Source organism: Aeromonas sp. 600886, from assembly GCF_049174935.1.
Lineage (GTDB): Bacteria > Pseudomonadota > Gammaproteobacteria > Enterobacterales > Aeromonadaceae > Aeromonas > Aeromonas veronii_A.
In genome coordinates, this window is the sequence record NZ_JAAKUB010000030.1 from 20,037 (window position 1) to 34,708 (window position 14,672).

The following is a 14,672-nucleotide window of genomic DNA, read 5'->3' on the forward strand; positions in this document are numbered from 1 at the left end:
GCCGGGCGATGGCTGCCTTGCCCCGGGGGAGCGAGAAATGTGCCGGCGGGAGCAAGGGGGCCGAGTTGTGAGCAAGGTCGCATCGAAAGGCGGTGCCAAAGCAAAGGTGGGGGTGGCAAGAGGGGAAAGGGCAGGGGAGAAGGAGGGAAAACGGATGGCCTGACGGCCAATGAGGATGGCTGCGATCAACACGCGAGGGGGCCGGCGGCCCCCTCGAAGATCAGCTGATATGCCCGGGCAATGGCCCGGGACGGCTCACTTGGGCTGTTTGAGGGCCCCGGCGAGTTCAATCTGCACCTTGACCCCCTCCTGCTTGAGCGCCGTGGCGACGGCGTTCAGATCGGTGCCCGGCTTGGCTTCCAGTAGGGCGATGCCGCCGCTGCTCTGCTTGAAGCGCAGGCCGTGCCGGCTGGCCAGCGCGCTGGCCTGGTTGTCATCGGCTTCCACCAGCAGGGTGCCGCTGACGGTGAGCTCGGGGCTGGCGGCCCCCTGCATCAGCACATCGCCACGGTGCAGGGTCTGCAGCGGTTCCTTGCCATCGAGACTGCGGGTGGTTCGCGACTTGCTGCCATGGTCGGGGATGAGGTAAGTCTGGCCATTTACCTCTATAGTGCGGTACTGCTTGCCCTCCAGAGTCACGGCTTCTGCCGCCACAGCATTAAGGGCGAGGGGGGCCAACAGGCTGGCCAGCAGTAAGGTAACCGGTTTGTTCATGATAAAACTCCTCGCTTGTTAGCTGTGGTTGGCGTCGTGACCCAGGATCCGCAAGGACCACTCGATCAGCTTGCCTGGCTGGCGGTTGTTGCGCTCGGTCAGGGTGGTGTGCTCACGGGTCTCGCGATTGAGCAGAGAGACCTGACGGGTACCGTTGGCAACGTCGGTTACCTCCAGTCGCCATGTGCCTTGCGCCGGTTCACCATAAAACTTGTGGGAGAGCAGGCGCATGTCACGCAAGCCCTTGGTACGCACATAACCCAGTTTTTGCAGATCGAGCGACTGGCCAACCAGGCTGTTGAGCGGGTTCAGCAGTATGCTGCGGGTGCCGGCGGGGGAAACCAGTTCGATCAGCAGATCGGGCAGGCGCTGATGATCCAGACTCACCATCACCTGAACCGCTTCTACCGTCAATGGTGTGGCAATGCGGGTTGTCGAGCTGGTCGGGCTGTTGCCCACATCCGGGATAGCGGCGGCACTGCCGGTGACATTGATCTTCTGCCATGGCAGCTGTACCAGCGGGGGGAGGGGCTGGTGATTGGCTGCCAGCTCAAGGGCCTTGTTGACGTCAATCAGACCAAAACCGTAAGTCGGGCTGAACCACATGCCGGCGGCATTGCGCTCCCACCCTTCCAGTCCCTTGACCTCACGGCGTTTTCCGGTGCTGCTGGTGTAGCTCACCATGACCGGAGGATGCGCAGCATCAACCCGGGTAGCACTGCGTGCCAGCAGATCCCGTTGGTCCCGCACCGACAGATCCGGGTAGGCGGACATCAGCAGCGCCATGGCGCCGGAGGTGCTGGGGGTGGCGGAGGAGGTGCCGTTCATGACGCCGTTGTAGTCGCAACTTGCATCCAGCTGCGGGTTGCCGTGCAGCCGGTTGGTGCTGGGATCGTCGGTGCGGTTGTAACCCATGTCGCAGCCGGGCAGATCCGTGGTCACCATCGCCGGAGAGTCGGTGCCGTATTCGCCGCCGGTCGCGCTCAGGAAGATGTTGCTGCCGACGCTGGAGTAGGAGGATCTGACGCCATCGGCGTTGAGCGCGCTCACCACCAGGTTCCAGAAGTTGCTGTTGGAGGGATCGAGGTTGCTGTTTTCAAACGGCAATTTGGGACCATTGCCGGTGCGGTTAAGCACATAGCCGCCCGCCGCTATCTTGTTGAAGCCGTTGCCGGCGGCCTTGATATAGGCCGCGCCCTGCGCCTTGAGGGTCTGCTGTTCAAACAGGCGATCAAGCTGGGATTGATCCAGAGAGTTGGCAGAGCGGGGATCCACCACACTCATGCCGTAGCTCTGGTTGAACACTCGGTTATCGCGGCTGGCATCGCTGTCGCCAAGGGCGTAGAGCCAATCTTTCTGCAACTGCTGGCTGTTGTCATCCAGCAGGTTGAACCCCTGCAACTGGGCTCGCGGGGCAATCCCCTTGGTACCGATGGCGTTGTCTACCGCCGCAATGATGCCGGAGACCGAGGTGCCGTGGGCCGTATCCGCATCAGTCGGGGTCGGGTCATCGCTGCCGGTTACCACGTTTTTCGAACCCAGACGCACGTTTTCCGCCAGATCCGGGTGAGCGATGGCCAGACCATCATCCACCACGGCCACATTGACTCCCTGGCCCAGCACACCGGTGCGATGAGCCCACCAGAGGTTGAGATCATTGCCCGCTATACCGCCACGGGCGCTGAATCCATCCTGGCCGCTGTTGAGCAGATACCACTGCTGATCCTGCAGGGGATTGGCACCTGGCAGGCAGCGCTCGGTGCTGCTGCGTCCGATATCCATGCCGCTCTCCTTGCCGGTGAGCGGCGCACAACCTTCATTTGCCTGAACGAGCGCACTAGGCAGGGTCGACAGCAGTGCTGTGATCGCCAGTGCTAACGATGTTTGCTTCATTATTTTTTTAACTCCATCTTGGATCGCACTCATCCTGAGTGCGACGGAAATCTATACACGGGTGAAAGGGGTTCAAAAAGAGCCATTTTCAAAAAACGCAATGAGGTTCAAAGAAATCCGATCTGGTTTGTGGTAGGTATTCCAATGACGCTGGTTATGTGTTTTATTGAGAATGGTTCTCACCGTTCGCTACTGATCTTTTTGTCTGTAATTCACTCCTCTCGCGACTCTCCTTCGCCGCAGCCATCTCGATTCGGGGCAATCCCGAGGGGAGCTCGTGCGCTCTTGAACGTGAGCGGCATGGTTGTGTGTGCCAACGTGAGTACAGCTATGCATTCGGGGGGGACAGCAAGGGTGATGAGGTGGAACCAGCGGTTTATTGCTTGGCGGCAGTGGATGGCTCTGTTATGGTAAATAAAATAGCCGTTTGGATGGCTAGATTTCTGCGGTTTGAGGGGCTTAATCTCTGAGAGCCACCCCGCCGCAGTCCCATAGCTTGATGCGTACCTGACAGGGAGTCCCTATGCCGTTTCGTTCCTTCTTATCTTCTCCTTTGACTGCTTCCTTGCGCGCCACTGCTGGCGCCAGCACCTTTATTGCCGCGATAGCGGTCGGGAGCCTCTCTTTTTCCGCGGTTGCCGCCGATGCGTCCTTGCCGACCAAACAGGAGATCGTGATTGGTACCACGGTGGGGGATTTTGCCGACATGGTGACCGATTCCATCAAGCCGCAGCTGGAGGCCAAGGGGTACAAGGTCAAGCTGGTGGAGTTCACCGACTATGTGACGCCCAATATTGCTCTGGCTGACGGATCACTGGATGTGAACTGCTTCCAGCACAAACCCTATCTGGAGAGTTTTGCCAAAGATCGCGGCTTGTCGCTGGCGCCCATTACCCAGGTGCCAACCGGCCCGATGGGACTCTATTCCGGCAAGCTGGCGGCACTCGACAAGGTGAAAGAGGGGAGCACGGTGGCCATCCCCAACGATCCCACCAATCAGGCGCGGGCGCTGTTGATGCTGCAGGATCTTGGTTGGCTCACTCTCAAGGAGGGGATAAACCCGCTCAAGGCGAGCGAGTTTGATGTGGTGAACAATCCGCACAATCTCAAGCTGGTGTTGCTGGAGGCGGCGCAACTGCCCCGCTCGCGGGAGGATGTGGACTTCTCGGTGATCAACGGTAATTTTGCAGCCTCCAGCGGAATCCCGTTCAGTGAAGGACTGTTTCTGGAGCGCAGCTACGATTTTATCAACTGGGTGGTGGTGAAAAGCGTAGATGCGGATCAGCCGTTTGCCAAAGATGTGGCGGCGGCCTACAACTCGGCGGCTTTCAAAGCCTATGCAGCCAAGCGTTTCGTCGGCTACAAGTACCCGCAAGGGTGGGGCGGCTAACTGTCGTGAACGTGGCCCGGCTATACAACGAAAAACGCCCCGAATTCGGGGCGTTTTTTATGGTATCAAGCCATTAACGGGCGCTTCACTGGTTGCGATAGAAGCGGTTCAGCTCGTTCATCACCTGGATCATGGCGCCCATATCCGGGGTGCCGTGCTTGATCGGGCGATAGCTGTTGCGCTCCAGCAGTTCGAAGTCACCCTGCTTGTTGAAGTGGGTGATGGTGTCCCCTTCATAGATGGCGAAGTCGTTCTGATCCCCGGCCAGCAGCCAGTTGCGCGGGCTGGTATCAAACAGCGAGCGGCCAACGCTGTAATCGCGCGCCGGATTGCGCACGCCCAGCATCCCCTGCATCAGGGTCGGCGCCAGATCGAAATGGCTGCTCGGTTGTTCCCGAACGTCACTGCCGCGCCCCGGCCAGGCCAGTACCAGCGGTACCTGCACCTGATAGGGTGAGTAGTTGCTGCCTGCGCCCCAGCTGTTGCTGCGGGTGTCGTTGAACTCCTGACCGTGGTTGGAGGTGATGACGACGATGGTGTTGCTGTCCATCCCCTGCGACTGCAATTTGGTCAGCATCTGCTCAAGCAACTGGTCGGTATAGAAGACCGAGTTCTTGTAGCGGTTTTCCAGTTTTTGCAGGTTCTCCGCCCGATAGGCGGTCGCCGGATTGAAGTTGGCGAGCTCCGGTTGGAACGGCCCCTTCATGGTGGCGGGCAATTGGTAGTCGCCGGGGCTCGAGAGATAGACCAGCGAGAACCAGGGACGCTCGGGAGAGCGCTTCTCCAGCCACTGTTGCCAGTCGGTCAGCAGCTTGCCATCGTCACTCTGTTCGGAGACAAACACCTGTTTGCGTAGACCGGCGAGGATGCTCTTGCGATACTTCTGGGCATCTTCCATCGCGCCGAACAGCCCGAACTGGTAATCCTGGCGCAGCATCTCGTCGAACAGCACCGGCGGACGCTTGTCGCTGCTGATGTCCTTGTAGTAGTGACCGGGCAACCCGTAGAAGAGGCTGAACATGCCCATCAGGTCGTCGTTGCCGCCACTCAGGTGATTGCGGAACGTCAGATGCTGATCCGCATAGCGCTGCAGATTGGGCATGTTGATGTTGTTGAGCATGTCAAAGCGCAGCGAATCGACCACCACAATCAGCAGATTGTTGTGAGTCAGGGGGGCGTTGACGTTGAGCGGGCGCAGCGGATAGTGCATCCGGCTGTCGCTGTTATCCCCCTGGGAAGCAGCCTGCTTCTCGTACTGATCCAGATCCAGCCAGCCATGTTTGGCCAGGAAGGAGCGGGCCGTCATAGGGTAGGAGAGGGGGAAGTTGGCTCTCTGCATGGTGATCGGCTGATAGAGGGTCGCATCGGCCCAGCTGTTGACCACGTGGGTCAGAATAAAGCAGATCAGCAGGGCCAGTCCCACCTGATTGCCGTACTGGCGGCGCTTGCGCTTGTTGATCTTGCGCCAGACATAGGCCGACAGCAGCAGTTGCAGCAGGAAGATGGTGGGCACGGCAACGAAGATGATGCTCCAGATTGAGCCCTCTTCGGTTTGCGCCTGATCCAGCAGCAACTGCCATACCTGACTGTTGAGGTGGAACTTGAACAGCCGGAATACCTGGGTGTCGATTAGCAGCAGCACCAGCGCCAGGGTGGCGATGATGGCCGAGATGAACCGCAGCGGTTTCTCTTTGGGCAGCACGAAGCTGAGCGGGAAGATCGTCAACAGGTAGGTGACAAAACTCAGAAACGAGAAGTGGCCAATCCAGCTTACAACGAGATAGATCACGCCAAGCGTGGTCGATGGCCAGCTGATGGCACCCAGATAACGGGTGGCGATGAGCATGGCCAGAATAATGTTGAAGAAGGAGAACCAATGCCCCCAGGTGATCAGGCGAGAGACATTATCACGATAGGGGTTACCGGTTTCGACCATAGTGATCCATCTGCGTTGAGAAACGTCAAATCAACAGAGTCGGGGACTCAGTGTGCGTCGTGGCGATTATCGACCGATGCGGTCAGGGCCTGGACAAACTTTTCAGTGATGGCCTGGCGCTGGGCCGGTGCCATACCGTTGATGATATTGGTGGTCAGATTGCCAAGCACCATAAGGCTGAGATCCACCGGCGCTTTATGCTTTTCCAGCGCGGTGATCAGGTCGTTCATCAGGGCGTCAAATTGCTCGTTATTGTACTTTGATACGATAGGCATAATCTTCAGTTCATCTCGGTTCAAAGCGCCTTATAATACTTCACCCTTTCGGCTAACACTATGGCTTTGTGACATGAGTCTCGATATCGACAAGATCATTCTTCACTCCTTGCGCCAGGGCGGCGATGGTCAACCTCACGCCGATACCCGCAGCCAGCTTCTGCCTGCTGACGAGGCAGTACAGGGGCTGATGGCGGAGCTGCACCGCATTTACAATGGCAAGGGGGGCAAGGGCTTTGGCTTTTTTGCCGACCCCGAGGCCGCTGTCGCCGAGCTGGCGGACGGTGAAGAGGCCCCCAAACAGCCTTCTCCCCTGTTTCGCATTGCGCTGGAAAAACTGCTCGACGAGCAGCTCGAATTTGTCCCCTTCTCGGTGGAGATGACCCAGCTGCTGGTCAGGCAACTGGTGGAACATGCCCTCGACGAGCAGGGGGTACTGCTGTTTGCCAAGTACAACTATGTGGGGGTTGATTACCTGATGATCGCTCTGCTGGAAGGCAAGGAGAGCGTCACCGTCAGCGAAGCGCTGGAATTGCGCCATATCCAGTATCTGGATATCGGCAAACTCAATCTGGTGGCCCGCATCGATTTGACCGAATGGAAAACCCAACCTGATTCGCGCCGCTATATCACCTTCAGCAAGGGGCGCATTGGCCGCAAACTGGGCGACTTCTTTATGGATCTGCTGGGGGCCCGCGAGGGGATGGATGCCAAGGTGCAAAATAAAGGCTTGCTGCAGGCGGTAGAAGATTATTGCGACAGTCGCCAGCTCGAACCGACCGAGCGCAATGACTATAAAAAGCAGGTCTTCAAATATTGCACCGAGCAGGCGAGCGCCGGTGAAGAGATCGAAATCAAGGAGCTGTCAGCGGAATTGCCCGGCGATGGCGATCTCGATTTTTACAGCTTTATCGGTCAGGAGTATGAGCTGGAAGAGCGTTTCCCGGCTGATCGCTCTACCCTGCGTGGCTTGACCAAGTTTGTCGGCTCCGGCGGCGGCCTGACTTTGAGCTTTGAGCAGAAACTGTTGAACAGCCGGGTGTTTTATGACCCGCAGACCGATACCCTGACCATCAAGGGGGTGCCGCCCAATCTCAAGGATCAGCTGCTGCGCCAGTCATAATGTGATCCGGCCTTCATTTTTGGCAAAAAGACACCGCAGTTCGCTGCGGTGTCTTTTTATTTAATGGGGCAGGGGGTAGCGAAAGCAACTCGGTGCTTTGTTAACAAATTAAACAGAATTATCCATGTGAAAGGGTTTTCAATGAGGTGAAAACCCTTTCATTCATGTCTTTTTATTTCTATTTAGTAATTTAATTTCTTGTGTTGGCGAGAAATATGCCAATAAATGGCGCTAACCCCCTGAAATAAGAAAATGTTTTCAAAACTTTCTGGAAGGAAATACGTAATTGCATTTCAAAAATGCGAGTTGCGTCATGTGAGCCGTTTGCCGCTTGGGATAATATTCATCTCGCACACAATGCTCTTACAGCGCGGAACTAATACAAGGAAAGGCTCATGAAAAAGAAATTGCTGTCATCCCTGATCGGTCTGGCCACTCTTGGCGTCGCTTGCTCTGCTACTGCTGCCATCGATGAAGGCCAGCTGACCATCTGGATCAACGGTGACAAGGGATACAACGGTCTGGCTGAAGTGGGTAAGAAGTTTGAAGCAGAAACCGGCATCAAGGTTACTGTGGCTCACCCGGATCAGGTTGAAGTGAAATTCCAGCAAGCCGCCGCCACTGGCAACGGCCCGGACATCTTCTTCTGGGCTCACGACCGTTACGGTGAGTGGGTCAAAGCCGGTTTGCTGGTTCCGGTAACGCCGAACGCTGCCACCAAAGGCAAATTTGAACAGCTGGCATGGGATGCCATGACTGTTGATGGCAAAACCTATGGCTACCCGGTTGCCATGGAAGCAGTCAGCCTGATTTATAACAAGGACCTGCTGCCCGAGCCGCCGAAAACCTTCGAAGAGATCGCCAAGATTGACGAGACTCTGAAGAAAAACGGCAAGCGCGCCATCATGTGGGCTTATGACACCCCGTATTTCAGCTATCCGCTGGTGGCTGCCAACGGTGGTTACGCCTTCAAGAAAACCGCTACCGGTTATGACGTCAAAGATACCGGCGTGAACAACGCAGGTGCCAAGATGGGCGTGGGCTACATCTCCGAGATGATCAAGTCCGGTCACCTGGAAAAAGGCATCGACTACGGTGTGATGGACGCCAAGTTCAACAAGGGCGAAGTGGCCATGATGATCAATGGTCCCTGGGCCTGGAGCAACCTGGACAAGAGCGGCATCAAGTACGGCGTAGCGCCGCTGCCGACCCTGAACGGCAAGCCGGCCAAAGCCTTCGTTGGCGTACTGGGTGCCACCATCAACGCCGCCAGCCCGAACAAGGATCTGGCTATCGAGTTCCTGGAAAACTACCTGCTGACCGATGCCGGTCTGGCGCCGGTCAACGCCGACAAGCCGCTGGGTGCCGTTGCGCTGAAATCCTTCCAGAAGACCCTGGAATCCGATCCGCACATCAAGGCCACCATGCTGAACGCCCAGGCTGGCGAGCCGATGCCATCCGTTCCCGAGATGAGCCGTTTCTGGTCTTCCTTCGAAACTGCCCTCAAGAACGTGACCTCCGGTCGTCAGGGTGTTGACGAAGCACTGGATACCGCTGCCAAGCGTATCGTTCAGTAAGCACGCACTACCCGGGAGGCCGTCATGGCCTCCCACTCTCTCAAATCTCTCTTGGCGTTATAAAGGTTAATTGGCATGGAAGTAGTACCTTCTGTTGAGTCCTATGCCGGTCCGAAGGATAAGCACACCTGGCTTAAGTGGACCATAGCGGCCCTGGTTGCCATCCTCAACGGCTACGCAGCCGTGATGATGTACGCCAGTGGCGAGTGGGTATTCGCGCTGCTGGATCTGGTGGTGGTTTCCGTCGGTCTGTATGTCTTCATGAACAAGAAGACCTATGCCCATCGCTACATCTTTCCGGGTGTTGCGGGCATGGTTGTGTTTATCATCTTCCCTCTTGCCTACACCATTGGCATTGCCTTCACCAACTATTCGGGGTCCAACTTGCTCTCCGTGGAGCAGGCGCGGGACTACCACCTGAAGAAAACCTACAAGGTGGCGGGCGGTGAATTCGATTTTACCCTGCTGGGTGGCGACAACGGCCAGTTCCAGCTGCTGCTGACACAGGATGATCAATCCTTTATCAGCCAACCTGTTTCCCTGATGACCAACAAGGCCCGTGAGCTGGCGTCCCGCGAGGGCCGTGTGCAGAACACCCAGCAAGTGGTCGAGCTGCAGCCCTTCACTGGCGAAGCGGCCAGCAAGGCCGCACCGATCCGCGCCATTGTTGAGCATCGTACTCACCTGAGTGACCTTGACCTGGTGCTGCCGGATGGCGGTACCCACCTGACCCTGAGCAGTCTGCGCAAGTTTGCCGCCCAGAAGCAGCACTACACCCGTCTGATGGATGGTGCCGTGCTCAAGTCCGGCGTGGTGATCAAAGACAGCAACCTGCTGCGTGATACCCAGAATGGCGAGCTGATGCTGCCCAATGGCGAGACCGGCTTCTATCAGTACATCGACGAACAGGGTCAGTTTGTCGGCAAGGGTATTGCTCCGGGCTTTGTGGTGAGCGTCGGTTGGAAGAACTTCGCGCGCATCGTCACCGATCCGGGCATCCAGTCACCCTTCCTGCAGATCTTCATCTGGACCGTGATCTTCTCAACCTGCTCCGTCGCTTTCACCTTGGCTATCGGCATGGTGCTGGCCTGTCTGGTGCAGTGGGAAGAGCTCAAGGGGCGCGGTTTCTATCGGGTCATGTTGATCCTGCCCTACGCGATTCCGGCGTTTATCTCCATCCTGGTGTTCAAGGGGTTGTTCAACCAGAACTTCGGTGAGATCAACATGTTCCTGGAAGCGGCGTTTGGCATCAAGCCGGACTGGTATACCAACCCCTTCCTGGCCAAGGTGATGATCCTGATTGTCAACACCTGGCTCGGCTACCCCTACATGATGATCCTCTGCATGGGCCTGCTCAAAGCCATTCCGGAAGATCTCTATGAAGCGTCCGCCATGGACGGTGCCGGCCCGGTACAGAACTTCTTCAAGATCACCGTGCCGCTGCTGATGAAGCCGCTGACACCGCTGTTGATTGCCTCGTTCGCCTTCAACTTCAACAACTTCGTGCTTATCCAGTTGTTGACCAACGGTGCGCCCGACATCATCGGCGCCAGCACCCCGGCCGGTACCACCGACTTGCTGGTGAGTTATACCTACCGGATTGCGTTCCAGGGATCGGGTGGTCAGGACTACGGTCTGGCCAGTGCCATCGCCACAGCTATCTTCCTCATCGTGGGTGCGCTGGCGCTGCTCAACCTGAAATTGTCCAAAGCCGACAAGCAGCTGTAAGGAGGCTTCAACATGGCAATCGTACAACCCAAATCAGTCAAATACCGGGTGTGGGCAACCCACCTGGTCATGTGGGGCTTCCTGGCGCTGATCATCTTCCCGTTGATCATGGTTATCGCCATCTCGTTCCGTAACGGTAACTTCGCGGTAGGGGAGATCATCCCCTCCAATCCGACGCTGGATCACTGGAAGCTGGCGCTGGGCATGTCCATCACCAACGCCGACGGCAGCATCACTCCGCCGCCGTTCCCGGTGCTGACCTGGTTGTGGAACTCCATCAAGATCGCCGGCATCACTGCCCTGATGATCGTGACGCTCTCCACCACCTGTGCTTACGCCTTTGCCCGCCTGCGTTTTCGTGGCAAGTCCACCATCCTGCAGGGCATGCTGATTTTCCAGATGTTCCCGGCGGTGCTGGCACTGGTAGCCATCTACGCGCTCTTTAACAAGATTGGTGACTACATCCCCTGGCTCGGTCTCAACACCCACGGTGGCCTGATCCTGGCGTACATGGGTGGTATCGCCCTGCACGTCTGGACCATCAAGGGCTACTTCGAGACCATCGACTCCTCTCTGGAGGAGGCGGCGGCCATCGACGGGGCGACCCCGTGGCAGGCATTCCGTCTGATCCTGTTGCCTCTGTCGGTGCCCATCCTGGCGGTAGTGTTTATTCTGGCCTTTATCGGTTCCATTACCGAGGTGCCCATGGCCTCCATCCTGCTGCAGGATGTGAACAATCTGACCCTGGCGGTCGGGGCTCAGCAGTACCTCTATCCGCAGAACTATCTGTGGGGTGATTTCGCGGCGGCCGCAGTGCTCTCCGGTTTCCCCATCACAGTGGTCTTCCTGTTGGCACAGCGCTGGTTGGTTGGCGGTCTGACTGCTGGTGGTGTGAAAGGTTAAGTTTATGGCCGGGGGAGCTCACTCCCCCCGCTATCACGATTTGCAAAGATTCAAGAGCGGAGCTCGTCATGGCTGAAGTAGTACTCAACAACGTTCGCAAAAATTACGATCCGGCTGTTCACAAGGACACCCTGCGCAACATCAACCTCTCCATCAAGGAAGGGGAGTTCATTGTCTTCGTCGGCCCGTCAGGCTGCGGTAAATCCACCCTGCTGCGGATGATCGCGGGTCTGGAAGACATCACCAGCGGTGAGCTGACCATCGGCGGTCGCTACATGAACGACGTGCCGCCGGTAGAGCGCAACGTCGGCATGGTGTTCCAGTCCTACGCCCTCTATCCCCACATGAACATCTACGAGAACATGGCCTTTGGTCTGAAGCTCAAGAAGATGGACAAGGAGAACATCCGCAAGCGGGTGATGCGCGCCGCCGAGATCCTGGGTCTCGAGCCGCTGCTGGACAGAAAGCCCAAGGCGCTCTCCGGTGGTCAGCGTCAGCGGGTCGCCATCGGTCGCTCCATCGTGCAGCAGCCACAGGTGTTCCTGTTTGACGAGCCGCTCTCCAACCTGGATGCCGCGCTGCGGGTCAAGATGCGGATCGAGATCGCCAAGCTGCACAAAGAGCTTAACTCCACCATCATCTACGTGACCCACGATCAGGTGGAAGCGATGACTCTGGCCGACAAGATTGTGGTGCTGAGCCCGCTCAAGGCCGAAGCTGCCACCAACCTGGAACAGTTCGGTTCACCGCTGGATCTCTACCACAACCCGGACAACAAGTTCGTGGCGGGCTTTATCGGCTCTCCCAAGATGAACTTCCTGGCGGGCGAGTTGCTGGAGATTGGCGAGCAGGAGTGCCTGGTCAAGTTGACCTCTGGCGATACCGTGCGTGCCCGGGTCGATGCCCGCAGTGGCGCTGTGGGTGACAAGGTGGAGCTGGGCATTCGCCCCGAGCACCTGATGCCGCTGGATCACCCCCATGCGCACAGCAAGGTGAGCGGGATCGTGCAGGTGGCCGAGCACCTGGGCGCCGAGTCCTTCGTTTATATGGATGTGGATGGTCACGACTTTACCGTCAAGGCTACCTCGGATGTGGATGTGGCGACCGGTCAGACCTACAGCGTGGGTATCCCGGCCGAAGCCTGCTACCTGTTCGATGCCAAGGAGCAGGCGTTCCCACGGACCGCCAAATATATCCGTACCTGATTTTTTGTTGTGCTGGTTTTCCTTTCTTATAATCAATGCCTTTTTGCCGGTCGTCAGACCGGCTTTTTATTGCCTGCGATTTGAACATGCAGGTAGGCAAGGTAACCCGGTTCAAGCCTCGAGTTCGGCGGTAATATCGGGCACAAAGGTCTGGCTGGCCAGCGGCGGGCGCTCATACCCTTCGGTCTTGATGGGGGGGAGCTTGATAGGCTCGTAGTGGATCGCCTCGTAGGGCACCTTGCTCAGCAGATGGGCGATGCAGTTGAGGCGGGCACGGCGTTTGTCATCTGCCTCCACCACGAACCAGGGGCAATCCTCGGTGTCGGTGTAGGTGAACATGTCATCCTTGGCGCGGGAGTACTCCACCCAGCGCGAGCGGGACTGCAAATCCATCGGGCTGAATTTCCAGCGCTTGATGGGGGTGTTGATCCGCTCCTTGAAGCGCTTCTCCTGCTCCTCATCGCTGACCGAGAACCAGTATTTGATCAAGGTGATGCCGGAGCGGATCAGCATCCGCTCAAACTCGGGGCAGGCGCGCAGAAACTCGCGATACTCGGCATCGCTGCAAAATCCCATCACCCGCTCGACTCCGGCCCGGTTGTACCAGGAGCGGTCAAACAGCACCATTTCGCCAGCGGCGGGCAGGTGGGCCACATAACGCTGAAAGTACCACTGGGAGCGCTCCCGATCGGAGGGGGCGGGCAGCGCCGTGACCCGGCAGACCCGGGGGTTGAGCGGTTCGGTGATCGCCTTGATGACGCCCCCTTTACCGGCGGCGTCCCGTCCCTCGAACAGTACCACTAACTTCAATCCCTCCTGCTTGACCCACTCCTGCAGCTTGACCAGCTCCTCCTGCAGATGGGCAAGGTGGTGCTCGTAGCACTTCTTGTCCAGACGTGGCCGCTTCTTGCTCTTCTCCTTCGCCATGGGCTTCTCCTTTTGGCATCCTTTCATGGGTGACGTCTTTGAGTCACTGTCAGCTTGCACCAGGGAGGCGTCACCTGCCAAGGGGGACGTGATACACTGCCCGCCCATCGCTGGCAACAGGAGATAACATGAAGCATTTTATGGAGATAGCGGGCCGCCGGATGGCCTATCTGGACGAAGGGCAAGGGCCGGTACTGCTGTTTGGTCACAGCTATCTGTGGGATAGCGCCATGTGGGCGCCGCAAATCGAGGCGCTCAAGGGCAGCTATCGCTGCATCGTCCCCGAGCTGTGGGGCCACGGTGATTCCGACCTGCTCCCCGAAGGTGGCTGCACCCTGGCGACTCTGGCGCGGGATCACCTGGCTCTGCTCGATGCCCTCGGGGTTGACGAGTTCGTACTGGTGGGCCTCTCCATCGGCGGCATGTGGGGTGTTGAGCTGGCGCGTATGGTGCCAAACCGCCTTAAGGGTCTGGTGCTGATGGACAGTTTTGTCGGCCTGGAACCGCAGATCACCTGCGAGCGCTACCTCGGCATGCTGGCGATGATCGAGCAGCTCGGCACCGTGCCGGCGCCCATCATCGAACAGGTGGCGCCTATCTTCTTTGCGAACCAGCCCGATGCCGACTTGCTGGCCGATTTCAAGGCGCGTCTGGCCGCCTGGCCAAACGAGAAGATTGCCGCCATGGTGGCGGTGGGCCGCAGCTTTGTGACCCGCGAAGATCGTATCGAGTGGCTGGAGGAGATCACCACTCCCGCACTGGTGATGACCGGCTGCGAAGACAAGGCCCGTCCGGTGCTGGAGGGCTATCTGATGGCCGAGGTGCTGGGTTGCCCGTTCAGGGAGATCCCGATGGCTGGCCACATCTCATCGCTGGAAAATCCGTCCTTCGTCAATCAGCAGCTGGCCGATTTTCTGGCGACGCTGTAAGCCTGAATAGGCAGCTTGAGCAGGCTGTGCTACCAGCCTGATGGTCGTGAAAAAGGGAGCCGAGGGCTCCCT

General features: G+C 58.0%; 12 protein-coding genes. 7 read left to right on the plus strand and 5 right to left on the minus strand.

What is annotated here, in order from left to right; genetic code table 11:
• Nucleotides 1–255: 255 nt before the first annotated feature.
• Both G5179_RS18685 and G5179_RS18690 read right to left on the minus strand, forming a co-directional pair.
• A complete protein-coding gene (locus G5179_RS18685; RefSeq protein WP_216980322.1) occupies nucleotides 256–717 on the minus strand; it encodes a serine protease chaperone in 462 nt (153 codons plus the stop codon).
• Nucleotides 718–732: 15 nt separating this feature from the next.
• Complete coding sequence (locus G5179_RS18690) at nucleotides 733–2,607, minus strand: S8 family serine peptidase (protein WP_421258889.1); 1,875 nt, start codon at nucleotides 2,605–2,607, stop codon at nucleotides 733–735.
• A 523-nt stretch (nucleotides 2,608–3,130) separates the two neighbouring features.
• Between G5179_RS18690 and G5179_RS18695 the strand changes: the two genes are divergently transcribed.
• Nucleotides 3,131–3,997, plus strand: a complete 867-nt coding sequence (locus G5179_RS18695; RefSeq protein ID WP_421258890.1) for a MetQ/NlpA family ABC transporter substrate-binding protein — start codon at nucleotides 3,131–3,133, stop codon at nucleotides 3,995–3,997.
• A gap of 85 nt (nucleotides 3,998–4,082) precedes the next feature.
• On the opposite strand, the gene G5179_RS18700 is transcribed toward G5179_RS18695, so the two are convergent.
• Nucleotides 4,083–5,933: a DUF3413 domain-containing protein gene (locus G5179_RS18700; protein WP_139460789.1), complete on the minus strand. Its 1,851-nt coding sequence runs from the start codon at nucleotides 5,931–5,933 to the stop codon at nucleotides 4,083–4,085.
• A 47-nt stretch (nucleotides 5,934–5,980) separates the two neighbouring features.
• Nucleotides 5,981–6,208: a YejL family protein gene (locus G5179_RS18705; protein WP_005333874.1), complete on the minus strand. Its 228-nt coding sequence runs from the start codon at nucleotides 6,206–6,208 to the stop codon at nucleotides 5,981–5,983.
• 73 nt (nucleotides 6,209–6,281) lie between these two features.
• Between G5179_RS18705 and yejK the strand changes: the two genes are divergently transcribed.
• The 5 genes from yejK to G5179_RS18730 all read left to right on the plus strand — a co-directional run bounded on the left by yejK (nucleotide 6,282) and on the right by G5179_RS18730 (nucleotide 12,744).
• Entirely contained in the window at nucleotides 6,282–7,331 is a 1,050-nt protein-coding gene (yejK, locus tag G5179_RS18710; RefSeq protein WP_227342459.1) for a nucleoid-associated protein YejK, read from the plus strand.
• A 395-nt stretch (nucleotides 7,332–7,726) separates the two neighbouring features.
• Entirely contained in the window at nucleotides 7,727–8,908 is a 1,182-nt protein-coding gene (gene malE / locus G5179_RS18715) for a maltose/maltodextrin ABC transporter substrate-binding protein MalE (RefSeq protein WP_005333871.1), read from the plus strand.
• A 75-nt stretch (nucleotides 8,909–8,983) separates the two neighbouring features.
• Nucleotides 8,984–10,636, plus strand: coding sequence for a maltose ABC transporter permease MalF (malF, locus tag G5179_RS18720; RefSeq protein WP_005333870.1), 1,653 nt, complete (start codon nucleotides 8,984–8,986; stop codon nucleotides 10,634–10,636).
• 12 nt (nucleotides 10,637–10,648) lie between these two features.
• Nucleotides 10,649–11,539 (plus strand): maltose ABC transporter permease MalG, encoded by an 891-nt coding sequence (gene malG, locus G5179_RS18725; protein ID WP_005333868.1) that lies wholly within the window; start codon nucleotides 10,649–10,651, stop codon nucleotides 11,537–11,539.
• 68 nt (nucleotides 11,540–11,607) lie between these two features.
• Nucleotides 11,608–12,744, plus strand: a complete 1,137-nt coding sequence (locus tag G5179_RS18730) for an ABC transporter ATP-binding protein (RefSeq protein WP_421258891.1) — start codon at nucleotides 11,608–11,610, stop codon at nucleotides 12,742–12,744.
• Between the two features lie 111 nt (nucleotides 12,745–12,855).
• Here the strand turns inward: G5179_RS18730 and ppk2 are convergent, their stop codons facing one another.
• Nucleotides 12,856–13,671 (minus strand): polyphosphate kinase 2, encoded by an 816-nt coding sequence (ppk2, locus tag G5179_RS18735; protein ID WP_421258892.1) that lies wholly within the window; start codon nucleotides 13,669–13,671, stop codon nucleotides 12,856–12,858.
• A gap of 128 nt (nucleotides 13,672–13,799) precedes the next feature.
• Here ppk2 and G5179_RS18740 point away from each other — a divergent pair, with 128 nt between their 5' ends.
• Nucleotides 13,800–14,600: an alpha/beta fold hydrolase gene (locus tag G5179_RS18740; RefSeq protein WP_421258893.1), complete on the plus strand. Its 801-nt coding sequence runs from the start codon at nucleotides 13,800–13,802 to the stop codon at nucleotides 14,598–14,600.
• Nucleotides 14,601–14,672: the final 72 nt, after the last annotated feature.

Excerpts from the sequence above, each read along its gene's own strand:
- G5179_RS18695 (WP_421258890.1), top strand. The coding sequence starts at position 3,131 with ATGCCGTTTCGTTCCTTCTTATCTTCTCCTTTGACTGCTTCCTTGCGC.
- malE (WP_005333871.1), top strand. The coding sequence starts at position 7,727 with ATGAAAAAGAAATTGCTGTCATCCCTGATCGGTCTGGCCACTCTTGGC.
- G5179_RS18730 (WP_421258891.1), top strand. The coding sequence starts at position 11,608 with ATGGCTGAAGTAGTACTCAACAACGTTCGCAAAAATTACGATCCGGCT.
- yejK (WP_227342459.1), top strand. The coding sequence starts at position 6,282 with ATGAGTCTCGATATCGACAAGATCATTCTTCACTCCTTGCGCCAGGGC.
- G5179_RS18740 (WP_421258893.1), top strand. The coding sequence starts at position 13,800 with ATGAAGCATTTTATGGAGATAGCGGGCCGCCGGATGGCCTATCTGGAC.
- G5179_RS18690 (WP_421258889.1), bottom strand. The coding sequence starts at position 2,607 with ATGAAGCAAACATCGTTAGCACTGGCGATCACAGCACTGCTGTCGACC.
- ppk2 (WP_421258892.1), bottom strand. The coding sequence starts at position 13,671 with ATGGCGAAGGAGAAGAGCAAGAAGCGGCCACGTCTGGACAAGAAGTGC.
- G5179_RS18700 (WP_139460789.1), bottom strand. The coding sequence starts at position 5,933 with ATGGTCGAAACCGGTAACCCCTATCGTGATAATGTCTCTCGCCTGATC.
- malF (WP_005333870.1), top strand. The coding sequence starts at position 8,984 with ATGGAAGTAGTACCTTCTGTTGAGTCCTATGCCGGTCCGAAGGATAAG.
- G5179_RS18705 (WP_005333874.1), bottom strand. The coding sequence starts at position 6,208 with ATGCCTATCGTATCAAAGTACAATAACGAGCAATTTGACGCCCTGATG.
- malG (WP_005333868.1), top strand. The coding sequence starts at position 10,649 with ATGGCAATCGTACAACCCAAATCAGTCAAATACCGGGTGTGGGCAACC.